The sequence below is a fragment of the Pseudomonas sp. AC247 genome (genome assembly GCF_979258015.1).
Map to the genome: position 1 here is coordinate 3,135,413 of NZ_OZ409829.1, position 15,717 is coordinate 3,151,129.

The 15,717-nt window shown below is 59.2% G+C and carries 14 protein-coding genes; 6 read left to right on the forward strand and 8 right to left on the reverse strand.

Annotated elements, in window-relative coordinates:
• Positions 1-154 precede the first annotated feature (154 nt).
• The 4 genes from ACZZ0B_RS14160 (at position 155) to ACZZ0B_RS14175 (ending at position 1,947) form a co-directional block, all read left to right on the forward strand.
• Positions 155-760 (forward strand): SCO family protein, encoded by a 606-nt coding sequence (locus tag ACZZ0B_RS14160; protein ID WP_008079652.1) that lies wholly within the window; start codon positions 155-157, stop codon positions 758-760.
• Positions 760-1,239 carry a copper chaperone PCu(A)C gene (locus tag ACZZ0B_RS14165; protein ID WP_008079651.1) on the forward strand — a complete coding sequence of 160 codons (480 nt, stop codon included), beginning with the start codon at positions 760-762 and terminating at the stop codon, positions 1,237-1,239. The genes ACZZ0B_RS14160 and ACZZ0B_RS14165 overlap by 1 nt, the downstream gene beginning before the upstream one ends.
• A 139-nt stretch (positions 1,240-1,378) precedes the next feature.
• Positions 1,379-1,753: a hypothetical protein gene (locus ACZZ0B_RS14170; protein WP_463545533.1), complete on the forward strand. Its 375-nt coding sequence runs from the start codon at positions 1,379-1,381 to the stop codon at positions 1,751-1,753.
• The gene (locus ACZZ0B_RS14175) at positions 1,750-1,947 is read left to right on the forward strand and encodes a helix-turn-helix transcriptional regulator (protein ID WP_463545534.1); all 198 of its coding nucleotides are present in this window, start codon (positions 1,750-1,752) and stop codon (positions 1,945-1,947) included. Before ACZZ0B_RS14170 ends, ACZZ0B_RS14175 begins: the two co-directional genes overlap by 4 nt.
• A gap of 221 nt (positions 1,948-2,168) precedes the next feature.
• On the opposite strand, the gene ACZZ0B_RS14180 is transcribed toward ACZZ0B_RS14175, so the two are convergent.
• Complete coding sequence (locus tag ACZZ0B_RS14180) at positions 2,169-3,185, reverse strand: ABC transporter substrate-binding protein (RefSeq protein ID WP_463545535.1); 1,017 nt, start codon at positions 3,183-3,185, stop codon at positions 2,169-2,171.
• Positions 3,186-3,694: 509 nt separating this feature from the next.
• Here ACZZ0B_RS14180 and ACZZ0B_RS14185 point away from each other — a divergent pair.
• Positions 3,695-5,905 (forward strand): LTA synthase family protein, encoded by a 2,211-nt coding sequence (locus ACZZ0B_RS14185; RefSeq protein WP_463545536.1) that lies wholly within the window; start codon positions 3,695-3,697, stop codon positions 5,903-5,905.
• A gap of 51 nt (positions 5,906-5,956) precedes the next feature.
• Here the strand turns inward: ACZZ0B_RS14185 and ACZZ0B_RS14190 are convergent, their stop codons facing one another.
• A complete protein-coding gene (locus ACZZ0B_RS14190; protein WP_440096158.1) occupies positions 5,957-6,352 on the reverse strand; it encodes a hypothetical protein in 396 nt (131 codons plus the stop codon).
• 270 nt (positions 6,353-6,622) lie between these two features.
• Here ACZZ0B_RS14190 and katG point away from each other — a divergent pair, with 270 nt between their 5' ends.
• Complete coding sequence (gene katG, locus ACZZ0B_RS14195; protein WP_463545537.1) at positions 6,623-8,896, forward strand: catalase/peroxidase HPI; 2,274 nt, start codon at positions 6,623-6,625, stop codon at positions 8,894-8,896.
• Between the two features lie 150 nt (positions 8,897-9,046).
• Here the strand turns inward: katG and pepN are convergent, their stop codons facing one another.
• The 6 genes from pepN to ACZZ0B_RS14225 all read right to left on the reverse strand — a co-directional run bounded on the left by pepN (position 9,047) and on the right by ACZZ0B_RS14225 (position 15,667).
• Positions 9,047-11,704, reverse strand: coding sequence for an aminopeptidase N (gene pepN, locus ACZZ0B_RS14200; RefSeq protein WP_008079613.1), 2,658 nt, complete (start codon positions 11,702-11,704; stop codon positions 9,047-9,049).
• Between the two features lie 10 nt (positions 11,705-11,714).
• The gene (locus tag ACZZ0B_RS14205; protein ID WP_463545538.1) at positions 11,715-12,545 is read right to left on the reverse strand and encodes a DUF2797 domain-containing protein; all 831 of its coding nucleotides are present in this window, start codon (positions 12,543-12,545) and stop codon (positions 11,715-11,717) included.
• Positions 12,542-12,802: a YeaC family protein gene (locus tag ACZZ0B_RS14210; protein WP_463545539.1), complete on the reverse strand. Its 261-nt coding sequence runs from the start codon at positions 12,800-12,802 to the stop codon at positions 12,542-12,544. Before ACZZ0B_RS14210 ends, ACZZ0B_RS14205 begins: the two co-directional genes overlap by 4 nt.
• 107 nt (positions 12,803-12,909) lie before the next feature.
• Complete coding sequence (locus tag ACZZ0B_RS14215; RefSeq protein WP_463545540.1) at positions 12,910-13,833, reverse strand: tetratricopeptide repeat protein; 924 nt, start codon at positions 13,831-13,833, stop codon at positions 12,910-12,912.
• Positions 13,833-14,318, reverse strand: coding sequence for a hypothetical protein (locus ACZZ0B_RS14220; protein WP_008079608.1), 486 nt, complete (start codon positions 14,316-14,318; stop codon positions 13,833-13,835). The genes ACZZ0B_RS14215 and ACZZ0B_RS14220 overlap by 1 nt, the downstream gene beginning before the upstream one ends.
• Entirely contained in the window at positions 14,318-15,667 is a 1,350-nt protein-coding gene (locus ACZZ0B_RS14225) for an AAA family ATPase (protein WP_463545541.1), read from the reverse strand. Before ACZZ0B_RS14225 ends, ACZZ0B_RS14220 begins: the two co-directional genes overlap by 1 nt.
• Between the last annotated feature and the right edge of the window lie 50 nt (positions 15,668-15,717).

Here is a 15,717-nt window from a genome sequence, read left to right on the forward strand (position 1 = left end):
CTACGTCACTTTTTCTTACACCTTTTGTCGCCCTATCCCACACCGCATGGCGATCCGCAGCCGTCGTCTGGTCTCAGTTTGGTATCATGCGCCGCTTTTACGGTTAACCCCCCGCCAGTCCTGTCGACTGACGGGCTGCAAAAGGCGGTATTAGATGACGGCTTTGTTGACTCGCCGCAAGGTGCTTGCGGGAATGGGCGTGCTCGGGCTCGGCCTGCTCGCCGGCTGCGACACCCGCGGCCAACTGTCGTACAAGTACGGCAAGGATCTGAGTAACAAGATCATGGGGCGCACCTTCAAACTGAAGAACACCGATGGCGAAACCATGACGCTGTCGAGCTTTCGCGGCATGATGCCGATGGTGTTTTTCGGCTTCACCCAGTGCCCGGCAGTCTGCCCGACCACCCTCGCCCGCGCGGCAAAAATCAAGAAGCTGATGGGCGCCGATGGCGACCGCTTGCAGGTGATTTTCATCAGCCTCGATCCCGAGCGCGACACGCCGGAAATCCTCGACGCCTACATGAAAGCCTTCGATCCGACCTTCGTTGCGCTGTACGGCACGCTTGAGGAAACCGCGGCCACCGCCAAGGAATTCGACGTGTTCTACGAGAAAGTCCCGGCCGGCGACACCTACACCATCTCGCATACCGCCACCAGTTACGTTTACGACTCCAACGGCGGTCTGCGCCTGGGTCTGTCCACTTCGCTTTCGGCAGAACAATGCACGGAAGATTTGCTTACTGTTATGGAGGTTTGCTGATGCACCCTGTTCTGAACCACATCAAACGCGCCGCACTGACCCTGTCGCTGATGGGCCTGGCGTTCCAGGCGTCGGCCCAGACCAAAGTCGACGACGCCTGGGTCCGCGCCACGGTGCCGACCCAGACCGCCAGCGGCGCATTCATGACCCTCACCGCCGACAGCGACAGCAAACTGCTCAGCGTCGCCACGCCGGTGGCGAAAGACGTGCAGATTCACGAAATGACCATGAAGAACGACGTCATGAGCATGGGCCCGGTGAAGTTCGTCGAGCTGCCGGCCGGCAAAGCCGTCAAGCTTGATCCGAACGGCTACCACGTGATGCTGATGGGCCTGACCGGTCAACTGAAAGAAGGCGAAAGCGTGCCGCTGACCCTGACCGTCGAGAACGCCAAGGGCGAGAAAGAAACCATCGAGGTCAAAGCCCCGGTGCGCGCGCTGACCAACATGGAAGGTCACGATCACAGCAAAATGCACTGATCTGACTGACTGAAACACCTGCGGGGCGGCATGATTAACGATCATGCCGCCCCGTTTTTTTGCGCTGATGGAAAGCGAGCTTTACATCAGGAAATTCTTCGGCGAGGATGTAAAGGGTCTTTTACATAGGAAGTGAAGCATGAACCGCTACTACCTCGAACTGGGCGCCGCATTGGTTCTCTATGTGCTGGTGTTGAGCCTTTCCCTGATCGCTAGTCAGTACCTGATGGACGCCAATATTTTCCTGCGATCCGTGGTGGCTCTGGCCCCGGTCATTCCGGCAGGCCTGATGTGTTGGGCCATTGTGCGCAACATGCGCCGCATGGATGAAATGCATCTGCGCATCCAGTTCGAAGCCCTCGGTTTTGCCTTCGCCGCCTCGGCACTGCTGACCTTCAGTTATGGCTTTCTGGAAAACGTCGGCGCGCCGCACATTCCGTGGACGTGCGTGTGGCCGGTGATGGGTCTGATGTGGATTGTTGGTCTGCAGATTGCGCGACGCCGCTACCAATGAAAAATCGCCTGAAGGAACTGCGCGCTGAGCGTAAGTGGTCACAGGTCGATCTGGCGGAACGCCTGAAGGTGTCGCGCCAGACCATCAATGCGATCGAAAACGAACGCTACGACCCAAGCTTGCCGCTGGCATTCCAGATTGCCCGGGCATTTGAAATGCCCATAGAAAGCATCTTCAACGACAGCCAAACCTGACCGCCCCGATGATGCTGGTGAGTAGAACCTGTGGCGAGGGGATTTATCCCCGTTGGCCTGCGCAGCAGGCCCATCTTTTTCTGAATCAAAAGAGGGGCCGCTGCGCGACCCATCGGGGATAAATCCCCTCACCACAGGTTATCTCATTCCGGAAAGTCTCATCACCGGGCTACTTGTTACAGTGATTACTGGGCGGCGCACTGCTCGATGTATTGCGTGTATCAGCTCCCCGCCCCCTCATGCGCCTCTTCAAAGAAGTAATCCTTCCAACTCCCCGCCTTATTCTTCAGCACACCCAATTCCTGCAATTTCTCCGCGTAGATGAATGTGCGCTGCGGCACCACGGTGAAATCGATTTCCGGGTCCTTGACGATTTGTTCGACCAGCGCCAGCGGCAACTTCGACTGTTCGACGCGGATGTAGGCCTGAGCGGCTGCGGGCTTGTCAGCCTTGATGATTTTCTCGGCTTCAGCCAGTGCGGCGTAGAACGCCTTGTAGGTCTTCGGGTTTTCGTCGTGGAATTTTTCCGTGGTGTAAAGCACGTTGAACGTGGCCTGACCGCCAAGGATGTCGTAGGAACTCAGCACTTTGTGCACGTTGGGGTTCTGCAGCGCCTGGTACTGGAACGGCGGGCTGGAGAAGTGCGAGTTGATTTCCGAACCGCCGGCAATCAACGCCGCCGTGGCGTCCGGGTGCGGCAGGCTGACCGAGATGTCGTCGAATTTCTTGTACTGGGCGTCGCCGAATTCCTTGGCGGTTTCGATTTGCAAGGTGCGCGACTGGAAGCCCACGCCGGCCGCCGGCACGGCGATCCGGTCCTTGTCGCTGAAGTCCTTGAGTGTCTTGATGTTCGGGTTGTTGGTCAGCAAAAAGTTGGGCATCGAACCGAGCGCGGCGATGGCTTTGACGTTCTGTTTGCCTTTGGTGCGGTCCCACACGGTGAGCATCGGCGGCACGCCTGCCGAGACCACATCGAGCGAGCCGGTCAGCAGCGCTTCGTTCATCGCGGTGGCGCCAGAGATGCTGTTCCAGTCGACCTTGATGTCGAGGCCCTGTTCTTTACCGTGCTTTTCGATCAGTTGCTGATCACGCACCACATCAAGAATCAGGTAACCGATGCCGAATTGCTGGGCGATGCTGATCTTGCCTTCGGCCTGGGCGCCGGTGCTGAACAGCGCGCTCGCTGCCAGGGATGCGGCCAACAGAGTCAGCGCGGAACGTTTGAACGGTGTGGCCATGACAACCTCGCAACAGGGGGTGGTGTGCTGAAAGGCCTGACTTTATCGCTATAAAAAATAGAAATTAAATACCTTTATCGCATATCGATAGCACGGGGACGTTCAGCGGGCCGAAAACGTCGCGCGGCCTCGACGAAGGGCGTGACGGTCAGGCTGTACAGCGTCAGGTAACGTTGGCAGTCAGCCTCACCGCCCCCCTGTAGGAGCTGACGAGTGCAACGAGGCTGCGATCTTTTGATCCTGACTGTTAAAAAACAAGATCAAAAGATCGCAGCGTGCCGCAGCGCCTACAGCAGATTTGGGTACGGGTTAAACAGCCTGAAACAATAAAACCATCGACAGCAATATCGCCAATTGCCGAGGCAGACGAGAGCCACTCAGGGCTGCAAGCCATCCAGCACCTGCCAAAACCAGATCACCCAATTGTTTTAAAAGACGATCAGACCGCTCACCCTTGGTATCATCGCGCACACTTTTATGACGTTTTAATGGCTGGAAGGTCTTTTTTTGTGAGCGCTCTTTTTAACCGGTTACGGCGGCCGTCTGCCCGCCTCTTTTCGCTGACTCTCCTGGTGCTGATCGTACCGGTGTGCCTGCGCGCGGCGCTGGGTTGGTCGACGCCGTTGGGCTATTTGTCAGACTTGGCCATCGGCAGCCTGTTGATTGTGTTGCTGCATCGCCGGGCGTGGTGGCTGGCGCTACCGGTCTTGCTGTTCTGGGGCCTGCTGGCGGTGGCGACCGCTGAACTGGTCAGCGCGGTCGGGCGTCTGCCGACGCCTTCCGACATTCATTATCTGATCGATCCGCAATTCGTCGAAAACTCCAGCGGCGGCGGCCTCGCCCATCCGGCGCTGGGCCTCACGCTGCTGCTGGCCCTGCTGTTCTGGCTGCTGACGCAATTCACCGCGCGCGGTAAGGCGCGCCCAGCCCTGCCGCGTGCGCTCTGGAGCGCGCCGCTGGTGTTGTTCGCCGCTCATTGGGGCGTGCAGAACCTCTGGCCGAGCGAGGCTGATCCTTGGCGCGCCTACAACCTGCCGCATCAACTGATGGCCAGCGAAGTCGCGGATCTGCAGATCCGCGCCGAGGAATGGCTGGACGGCGATGTCGAAGAACCTGCGCCGGCCATGACCGGGCTGACCGATGTCGACCTCAACGGCCAGAAACTGCTGGCGGCACCGGGTCAGGCGCGCAACGTGTTGATCATTGCGCTGGAAGGCATTCCCGGCGCCTACATCCGCGCCAACCGCGAAGCCATCGGCAGCCACTATCAGGAAGACCTGATGCCCAACCTCAGCCGCTGGGCCGAGCGCGGCATGAACACCCCCGATTACGTGCTGCACACGCACCAGACCATTCGCGGTCTGTACGCGATGCTTTGCGGCGATTACGACAAGCTCAATAACGGCACGCCAAAAGGCGTGGAAATGCTCACCCTCAACGAACGCAATCAAGCGTGTCTGCCGGCGCAATTGCGTGAACACGGTTTCAGCACTCACTACCTGCAAGGTGCCGGGCTGCGCTTCATGGCCAAAGACAAGATCATGCCGCACATCGGTTTCGATGTGACCCACGGTCTTGAATGGTTCACCAACAGCAACTATCTGGAATTCCCCTGGGGCAAGGACGACAAGGCCTTCTTCGAGGGTGCGCTGGACTATGTCGGCCAACTGAAAAAACAGAAAAACCCGTGGATGCTGACGCTGCTGACCGTGGGCACGCACCAGCCCTACTCCGCACCGGAAGACTATCTGGAGCGTTATGAAACGCCCAAGCAAGCCGCCGTCGGCTACCTCGACGACGCGCTGGAGCAGTTCCTCAGCGGTCTCGAACGCCAAGGCGTGTTGAAAGACACGCTGGTGGTGATTACTTCGGATGAATCCCATGGCATCGATGGCGTTCGCCTCGCCTCCTCCTGGGGTTTCAACCTGACGCTGGCGCCGGAGCACGAACAACTGCCACGGCTGAACAAAGGCGTGTATGGCCACGTCGACCTGAGCACCTCGATCCTCGACTATTTCGACCTGCCGGTTCCGACCGCGCTGAGCGGTCGTTCGTTGTTCCGCGACTACGAGACTGGCCGCGAGATCATGTCGTTCACCAACGGCAAACTGCGCTATCACAACGGTCAGGGGATCTTCGCCGAATGCGACATGCCGCGCCGTTGCCGTTATTACGAAAGCGCCGGTTTCATCGCTGAAAGCGCTACGTACAAGGGCAACTATAGCGGTCACCCGGCCCGCCAGATCGCCGCCCGCGCCAACGCGCTGGACCTGTCGCTGCTGCGCACCCCGCTCAATCACCGCTACCAGTTCGGCAGCACCAACGTCATCCCGCTGCAGGCGCAGATCAAGGACGACTGGGCCGACAACCTGATCGGTGCGCAGTATCTGGAAATGCCCAAGGGCTCGCACACCCGCGTGCGCCTGACCGTGCGCTCGGTTGATCCGCAGCAAGCAGCGTACATTCAACTCAAGGCCAAGGAGTTTGAACAGGACGTGCAGATTGGTTTGCCATCGGAGATGGTGGCAACCCCCGAGCAACCGCTTCAAATGAACTTCAGCTTCGACAACCCGCAAGAGCGCAAGGCGTTTTCCTTCCACTTGCTGGGCTATGGAGAAGGTGCAGTTGAGGTGACAGATTTCAGCGTGATCACTGAATTGCCGGGGCAGGAGGATTTGCTGGATGAAATGCCGGTGGATGACACCGCTCAATCCAGCTAATCAACTTGTTGCTCAACGAATATCGGGGCGCGCTAACGCCCTGATATTCAATTAATCGGACCTGGAAATATCAAAACTTCCACTCACTCTCCGACCATCTGGAAGAACAAAATCAACAGTCCCTTTTACACCGAGTTGGTCATCATTAAAGGTGACAGTTACCGAGCCTGATTTGACCCGATGAGACTGAGAGTCGATCAAGACTTCCCACGTCTGCCAACTGTTGTAGAGCGATACAACATGAGGGCCACCTTGTAAGGAACTGGGAACGGCAAAAGCCACCCAGTGCTTGTTATTGTCGTTTCCCACGACGATAAATTCCTTGCTCGTACCGTGAAATACGAAGCTGGTACCTACAAGAAATGGTTCACCATCTATAGAAGCGACAAATTTCCCTGACGCCCGTTCTTTATCTTCGAACAGTTTTCGAATTTGCTCATTCACCATATCGATTGCTCCTTTCACCCATTGATATCGTCTTTACCCCCCCCCTAAACTAACGCCATGTAAATGACATTACACCTGTCACAAATGACAGTGACGTATTTCTATTCAAAGTAAAAAACTGGCCGCTAATAACTAAATTAAAAATCCTGAGAGAGTCGCCCTATCACCCCCCAATAGTCGGCCTATTAGCTGACTTGCCCAGTCGGGTCTAGCCTTACAAGTCCGAAGTCGGCACCAGCCGGCCGTAGCAGACCTGATAAGGACTCGAACATGGCAAACGAATCGAAATGCCCGTTCAACCACGCCGCCGGTGGTGGTACGACGAACCGTGACTGGTGGCCGAATCAACTCAACCTGAAAATCCTGAGTCAGCACTCGCCCAAGTCCGATCCGTTGGGCAAGGACTTCGACTACGCCAAAGCCTTCAAGAGCCTCGATTTCCAGGCACTCAAACAAGACCTCACCGCGCTGATGACCGACTCCCAGGACTGGTGGCCGGCGGACTTCGGCCACTACGGCCCGCTCTTCGTGCGCATGGCCTGGCACAGCGCCGGTACCTATCGAACCGCGGATGGCCGTGGTGGGGCCGGTTCCGGCCAGCAACGTTTTGCCCCGCTCAACAGCTGGCCGGACAACGTCAGCCTCGACAAGGCCCGACGCTTGCTGTGGCCGATCAAACAGAAATATGGCCGCAATATTTCCTGGGCTGACCTGATTGTGCTCACCGGTAACGTTGCGCTGGAGTCGATGGGCTTCAAGACGTTCGGCTATTCCGGCGGCCGTGCCGATGTCTGGGAACCGGACGAAGATGTCTACTGGGGCTCGGAACACGAATGGCTGGGCGGCGACAGTCGCTACGGCAAAGACAATGCGCCCATGCAGGAGCCCGGTGACGGCACGCTGGTCGCCGAGCCGGACTTGCACGGCAAAGAAGAAAGCCGCACCGATCAGGGCGAACGCAATCTGGAGAACCCGCTCGCCGCCGTGCAGATGGGTTTGATCTATGTGAACCCGGAAGGCCCTGAGGGCAATCCCGATCCCGTCGCTTCCGCTCACGACATTCGCGAAACCTTCGGCCGCATGGCCATGAACGATGAAGAAACCGTGGCACTGATCGCCGGCGGTCACGCCTTCGGTAAAACCCACGGCGCCGGCCCTGCCGACAATGTCGGGCCTGAACCGGAAGCGGCTGGGCTGGAAGAACAAGGCCTGGGTTGGAGAAACGCGTTCGGCACCGGCAAGGGCGCTGACACCATTACCAGCGGCCTGGAAGTCACCTGGACCACCACGCCAACGAAGTGGAGCAACAACTATCTGGAAAACCTGTTTGGCTTCGAATGGGAATTGAGCAAGAGCCCGGCCGGTGCCCACCAGTGGATACCAAAGAACGGCGCCGGTGCCGGCACGGTTCCACATGCCCATGACCCGAGCAAAAAACTCTCGCCGACCATGTTGACGTCTGACCTGGCGCTGCGTTTCGATCCAGCTTATGAGCAAATCTCGCGGCGCTTCCTGGCCAACCCCGATCAACTGGCCGACGCCTTCGCCCGCGCCTGGTACAAATTGATCCACCGCGACATGGGCCCGCTGTCCCGCTACCTCGGCCCGGAACTGCCCGCCGAAGAACTGCTCTGGCAGGACCCTATTCCGGAGGCGACTCATCCGCTGATCGACGACAGCGACGCCGCCGCGCTGAAAAGCAAAATCCTCGCCTCAGGCCTTTCAGTTTCCCAGTTGGTTTCCACCGCCTGGGCGGCACTTTCGACGTTCCGTGGCTCAGACAAACGCGGCGGCGCCAATGGCGGGCGTCTGCGTCTGGCACCGCAGAAGTTCTGGCAGGCCAACCAGCCTGAGCAACTGGCCAAAGTGTTGCAAACCCTTGAGGGCATCCAGAACGAATTCAACGGCGGTGCCGCTGGCAAAAAAGTTTCGCTGGCGGACCTGATCGTGCTGGCGGGGAATGCCGGGGTCGAGCAAGCAGCGAAAAACGCCGGGCATTCGATCAGCGTGCCATTCAGTCCAGGACGCACCGATGCCACTCAGGAGCAAACCGACGTCGACTCGTTCGGTTTCCTTGAACCGATTGCCGATGGTTTCCGCAACTACAGCAAAGGCAAATACACGGTTTCGGCGGAGGCACTGTTGATCGACAAGGCGCAACTGCTCACCCTCACCGCGCCGGAAATGACTGTGTTGCTGGGTGGTTTGCGGGTGTTGAACACCAACGTCGGGCAAAGTCGCCATGGCGTGTTCACTTCCCAGACGGAAGCGTTGACCAACGACTTCTTCACTAACCTGCTGGACATGGGGGTGGAGTGGAAACCGACTTCGCGGGATGCGGATGAGTTCGAAGGGCGTGATCGCAAAACCGGTAGCGTGAAATGGACGGCGACGCGGGTGGATCTGGTGTTTGGTTCCAATGCGCAATTGCGGGCGTTGGCCGAGGTGTATGCCAGTTCGGATGCGAAGGAGCAGTTCGTCAAAGACTTCGTCGCTGCCTGGACGAAAGTCACCAACCTTGATCGTTTCGACCTGAGAAACTGAAACCTGAAACATGTAGGAGCTGCGGCACGCTGCGATCTTTTGATCTTTAACATCAAGATCAAAAGATCGCAGCCTCGTTGCACTCGTCAGCTCCTACAGAACGCGATGAGTTGGTGACGCAAAAACCTGTGGGATTGTTTTTAGATCGGGTTACGCCAAGCTCTTGCTCACCACTTCGTATACATCACTCGACAACTGTCCCGACGCCCGGATCCGCTCCAGCTCAGCTTTCATCAACGCCTGACGGGCGCTGTCATATTTGCGCCAGCGCGTCAGCGGTGCCAATTGGCGAGAAGCGATTTGCGGGTTGAACCCGTTCAACTCAATCACCAGATCCGCGAGGAAGCGATAACCCGAACCATCCGCCGCATGGAAGTTGATCAGGTTCTGCCCGGCAAACGCACCGACCAGCGCACGCACCTTGTTCGGGTTCTTGATGTTGAACGCCGGGTGCTGCATCAGCGCTTTCACACGCTCCAGACCGCCCGGCAAAGTGCTGCCGGCCTGCACGCTGAACCATTGATCCATGACCAGCGGGTTATCCTTGAAGTGCTCGGCAAAACTGGCCAGCGCCAGTGCTTTCTGCTCTTCGAATGGCGAGTTGACCAACACCGCCAACGCGGTCAAACGCTCGGTCATGTTGTCAGCCGCTTCGAATTGCTCCAGCGCCACCGCCAACACTTCTGGCTTGCCGCTGAGCATCAGATAAGACAGCGCAATGTTCTGCAGCGCGCGACGGGCAAAATGCTCGGCCTCGGCCACGTACGGGGTTTGCTTGGACAGGTCACGATTGGCCTGATAACGCAGCCACAGCGCCTCGAACAACCCTTCCGACAATTGCTTGCGCGCGAACTCACGGGCGATATGGATCGCATCAACATCCGCCACTTCGCTGATTTCCGTGAGGTACGCCTCACCCGGCAGCGAAAGCATCTCGGCAACCATCGCCTGATCCAGCGATTCGTCCGACAGCACCGTGCGCAGTGCCGAGACCAGACGCGGATCGAGCTTCAGGCTCTCGCCCTTCTGTTGCTGAGCGATCAGCTCTTGCAGCACCTGTACCGACAATTGCTGGCCAGCATCCCAGCGGTTGAAACCGTCGCTGTCGTGCTGCATCAGGAACATCAATTGATCACGGTTGTACGGGAAGCTCAGTTTCACCGGCGCCGAGAAGCCGCGCAGCAGCGATGGCAGCGGCTGTTCAGCGATGTCGACGAAGGTGAAGGTCTGCTCGGCTTCGGTCACCGAAATCACGCGGGTGGTGCCTTGCGCCGATGCTTCGCCGCTCAGACGCAGGGCAATTTCGTTGCCTTGGCTGTCCAGCAGACCCAACTCGACCGGAATCACGAACGGCAGTTTTTCAACTTTGTCCGGGGTTTCCGGGCAGCTCTGGCGGAAGGTCAGGCTGTAGGTTTTCGCCGCAGCGTCGTAAGACTCGCTCACCGCCAGACGCGGCGTGCCGGCTTGGCTGTACCAGCGCTTGAACTGGGTCAGGTCGACACCGTTGGCATCTTCCATCGCTTTGATGAAATCGTCGCAGGTCACGGCCTGGCCGTCATGGCGATCGAAGTACAGATCGCTGCCCTTACGGAAGCCTTCGGCGCCGAGCAAGGTGTGGATCATGCCGACCACTTCCGAGCCCTTTTCGTACACGGTGAGGGTGTAGAAGTTGGAAATCTCGATGAAGCTGTCCGGGCGCACGGCGTGGGCCATGGGACCTGCATCTTCGGCGAACTGGTGGGTACGCAGGTAAGCCACGTCCTGAATGCGCTTGACCGTGGCCGAGTTCATGTCGGCGGAGAAGCCGGAATCACGGAACACTGTGAAACCTTCCTTCAGCGACAATTGGAACCAGTCGCGGCAGGTCACGCGGTTGCCCGACCAGTTGTGGAAGTATTCGTGGGCAACGATCGCCTCGACGCGCTGGTGGGCAGCGTCGGTGGCGGTTTCGGCGCGAGCGAGCACGGCGCTGGAGTTGAAGATGTTGAGGCCCTTGTTCTCCATCGCGCCCATGTTGAAGTCGTTGACGGCGACGATCATGAAGATGTCCAGATCGTATTCGCGACCGTAAACCTCTTCGTCCCAGCGCATCGACTTCTTCAGGCTGTTCATCGCGTGCTGGCACTTGTCGATGTTTTCCGGCTCGACGTAGATGCGCAGCGCGACGTTGCGCTCAGTCATGGTGGTGAAGGTGTCTTCGACGCACCACAAATCACCGGCCACCAGCGCGAACAGGTACGCCGGTTTCATGAACGGGTCTTCCCACGTCGCCCAGTGCCGGCCGTCTTCACCCGGGCCCGAGGCAATCGGGTTGCCGTTGGAGAGCAGCACCGGATAGCTGTGCTGTTCGGCGACCACGGTGGTGGTGAACTTGCTCATCACGTCCGGGCGGTCGAGATAATAGGTGATCTTGCGGAAGCCTTCGGCCTCGCACTGGGTGCAGAACATCGTGCCGGACTTGTACAGGCCTTCCAGCGCAGTGTTGGTTTCCGGGTGGATCTTGACGCTGGTGTCGACCGTGAAGGTTTCGGCGGTCGGCTGCAGGGTCAGGTGGTTTTCGGACAATTGATAATCAGCGGCGCCAAGCTCCTGATCGGCCAGGGTCACCGAAAGCAGTTCCAGCTGCTGGCCGTCGAGCACCAGCGGCGGCAGGCCCGGGCCACGCGCCGGGTTGCGGCGCATGACCAACTGCGCGTGCACCAGGCTGTGATCCTCGAACAACTCGAAGGTCAGGTGTGTTTCGTCGATCAGGTACTCGGGCGCCTGATAGTCCTTCAGGTAAATCATCTTCGGTTGTTCGGTGCGCATGCTGGAGTCCTTATTGATGCACGGCGAGTTGATAAGCCGTGTACTTGCGAATGTTGATGACGCCGGTGTCGAAGATCAGGTACTGGCCTTTGATCCCCATCAACGTGCCTTCGGCAATCGGGTTCTTGTCCAGGTTGAAGCTGACGATTTTGGCCGGGTATTGCTCGATCGGATAGCGGATTTCCAGCGGTTGCACGTCGGGAATCGTCTGAATTGCCTGTAGGCCGAATCGCTGTTGCAAACCCAGCAAGCCTTCGGCGCAGCTGTCGAACAGTTGATCGCGCACCTGCGCCAGATCCACCGCCACGGCATCGCCCTTGAGCAAAGCACGCCAGTTGGTTTTATCCGCAACCTGACTGCGAAACAGGTCTTCGACGAAGCCCGACTGCTGCCGCGTCGACACGCGCATGATCGGCAAGGCCTGACACGCGCCCTGATCGATCCAGCGGGTCGGCAGTTGCGTTGCACGGGTGATGCCAACCTTGATGCCCGACGAATTGGACAGGTAAACCACATGATCGGTCATGCAGAACTGCTCGCCCCACACCGGATCGCGGCACGTGCCGGCGTCATAGTGGCAACGCTCCGGGCTCATGATGCACAGGTCGCACTGCGCCAGTTTGGTCATGCACGGGTAGCAATAGCCCTGACTGAAACTGGTTTTGGTCTTACGCCCACAATGGGTGCAGTGGATCGCCCCCAGGTATTCCAGACGCACCGTCGTGCCGATCATGGGGTTGACCGGCACCTCGACGTCATCCAGACGAAACGCGTATTGCACGTTCGGCCCGTCGAGGCGCGCCGACATTTTGCTGATTGCACCACGGCCAATCTCGATCAATGGATAGCGTCCGACTTGAACAGGATGTTCGGCACTTCGATCGACTTCGACGCACACTCTTGCTGGCCCATGTAACCGGTGCGCTGGTCTTCAGGCAGGTTCTGGATTTCCCAGGCGATCATCGCCTGCAACGACAGCTCGCGCTGCTCGGCGGTGAGCTTGCCACCGTCGGACCACTTACCGATTTCCACGGCCAGTTTCAGGCTCTCGTAGATGTCCGGGGTGATGTTTTTGATCATTTCGGCAAAAGACGACATGTTTGAACACTCTCCAATGAATGTCGCTAGTTTAACGGCGCTGAAGCGGCAAGACACTGCCGGGCATCAGGTCAGCGAGCGGAGCGCCGGGCGCAAGGCCCGGCGTCCTAGAACTCCCTTGAAAGTTTTACCTGGGTCAGTTCTTTCTCCAGCGCACGGCGGAAAATCTGCGGTGCGGTGAAGGTATACAGCGCGAAGGCCAGCCACACCCAGTCAATCACCTCGGCAGCCCCGGGGTAGCCTTGGGCGGTGACGGTGATCACGGTGACGCGATAAACCACAAACATCGCCAGCAACAGAATGATCGCGCCAGTCGCACTGCGCTCGGTCATCCAGCTGTTGAACCGCCACCAGAAACCCATGAACACATTGCTGCGCGCCTTGACGGCGGTCAGCAGGCTCAGCGCCGAGACATTGCTGGCGTTTTCCTGCAGGGCCCAGATCGCGTGTTCGCGCGCACCGTTGATATCACCCTGGCGCAGCAGCAAACGACCAAGCACCACCACGGCCCCGGCATGCCCGGGATCAGCCTGCAGCGCCTGGCGGGCAAAACTTTCCGCCTGCTGCCAATGACCACAGGCCTGATGATATTCAGCCATCGCCACCAGGTTGGTCGGATCGTCAGGTTGCAACTCGAGCGCTTTTTCCAGCAGCGGCTGACTCTGCGCCAGGCGTCCGGTCAGTTGAAACAGGTCGGCGAGGCTGCGGTAGTAGCGCGGCTCCGTCGGCTCCATGTCGAGCAGTTGCAGCAAGTGCTGCTCGGCGGTCTTGAATTGCCGCGCGGCCATGTCGATGTGCGCGGCGGCGTAATGCGCCAACGGCAAGGCCGGGTCCATCGCCAACGCCATCGAGGCTTCGTGGCGCCCGGCATGCAGACGACGCATGTTGAGCAGACACAACGCCAGCAAGGCGTGGGCTTCGGCACATTCCGGGTCATCGGCCAGCAGTTGTCGCAGACTGTCGATGGCGCCGTCATTGTGGCCGGACTGCAAACGCTGATAGGCCACTTGCAACAGATAGGAGGTATTCATCAGCTCACCACCAGGTACCAAAGGGTCGCCGGCACCAGCGTGACCACGATCCCTTTGAGCAGGAAGGCGCCGGCGAGCGCGACCAGCGGCGCGAAGCGATTGAGCACGCCGCCATAATATTGGTACAGCTCGATGGTCGAGTTCTGCAGGGTGTACAGCACGTAACCGACGCTGAGTTTCCACACCACCAGCACCAGCAAGGCGTACTGGATCTGTGCCTGAGTGCTCAGGTAGCCGTTGTTCAGCAAGCTGATCAAGGCCAGACCGATGAGCACGCTGCCCACGGCACCGACGCCGACCCAGATCCACTCACGCTTGCGCGTCGGGCTGCCCACCGCCACCGAGTTGAGCACGAACCACGGTAAACCCAACCACAGTCCGCCCATCATCAGCGCCAGCAACGGCCAGAACGGCGACACGGCAAACCGCGCCAGGCCGCCCGGACGCGGCTCGTCTTCAATGCGGTAAATATTCTGGGTACCCATCAGCGTCCCTTGCCATGTTTGTCGAGGAAGGCCAGCACTTCATCGTACTGATTGCCTTCATTGGCATAGCGCGCGTAGTTGCGCGCGGTGGTCAGCCATTCCAGCGTCGTCGCGCGGACTTCCTTCAAGGCCTGCTTGAAGTGGCGGTCGCAGATCGGCTGCTCGGCGCCTTCGCTGATCGATGCTTCAATGGCTTCATCGGCAGCGGTTTCCACCAGCTCACTGAGGTCGGCACCGGAGAAGCCCGAAGTGTGTTTGGCGAGGAACGCGAAATCGATATCCGCCGCCACCGGACGGCCCTTGACCATCAGTTGCAGCATGTTTTCGCGGGCGGCACGGTCCGGTGGCGGCACGAACAGCACGCGGTCGAAGCGGCCGGGACGGCGGAACGCCGAATCCACCGACCACGGCACGTTGGTCGCGGCGAGGATCAGTACGCCGTGATTGTCATGGGTGAAACCGTCCATTTCCGAAAGGAACTGGCTAACCAGTTTCGACGACGTCGACTCACGGGTATTCGAGCGTTTGCCGCCCAATGCCTCGACCTCATCGAAGAACATCACCGCCGGAGCCTGCGCACGTGCCTGCTCGAACAAGGCGTGCAGCTTGCGCTCGGATTCGCCGATGTACATGTCCAGCACATCGGAAATCGCCACGTTGAAGAACTTTGCCTTGCACTCGCCGGCCGTCGCTCGCGCCAGCAGAGTCTTGCCGCAACCCGGTGGCCCGTAGAGCAGCACACCGCCACCGACGCGCTTGCGAAAGCGCTCGAACAGCCCGGGTTTCTGATACGGCAGGATGATCTTTTTATGGATGGTCTTCTTCAGATCGTCCAGACCACCGATGTCGTTGAAGGTCACGGTCTCGCTGTCGGGCACCAGCAGGCGGCGCACTTCCGTCTGGTCGGTGTCATCGTTGGAGATCACGCGCAACTTCGGGCGACCTTCGCCGGCGGCGAAATCCACTACCGACACGTTCAAGCGACGCCACAGCGCCATGTCTTCCAGCGCCGGGTTGGCACTGATGGCCGCGCGGTATTCGACCAGCGCATCCTTGAGGCGGTCAAGGTCGGCCAGTGCCCGTGCGCGCAGCAGTTGCAGCGACGCGCCCTCACCGTCCGCCAGGCTCAGGGCCTTATCAGCCTGGCCGGCAGCCAGGTACAACTGGGCGGCGATCGGCTTCAGTGCCTCGGCGTCCGGCAGTTGGTGCAGGTCGGCGGGCACAAGTTTGAGGCCGCGCTCGTGGTCACCGCGCTCAAGGCAGGCCTTGAGCACCAGCGTGAGCAGCGCGACGTTTCCCGGCGAGGCGCGCAAGGCGGCCTCGAGTTGATCCAGCGTCGTGTCATCCATGGTGAATCCTTGTGACAGCCAGTTGCGAATTGAAATAGCAGAACGAGCAG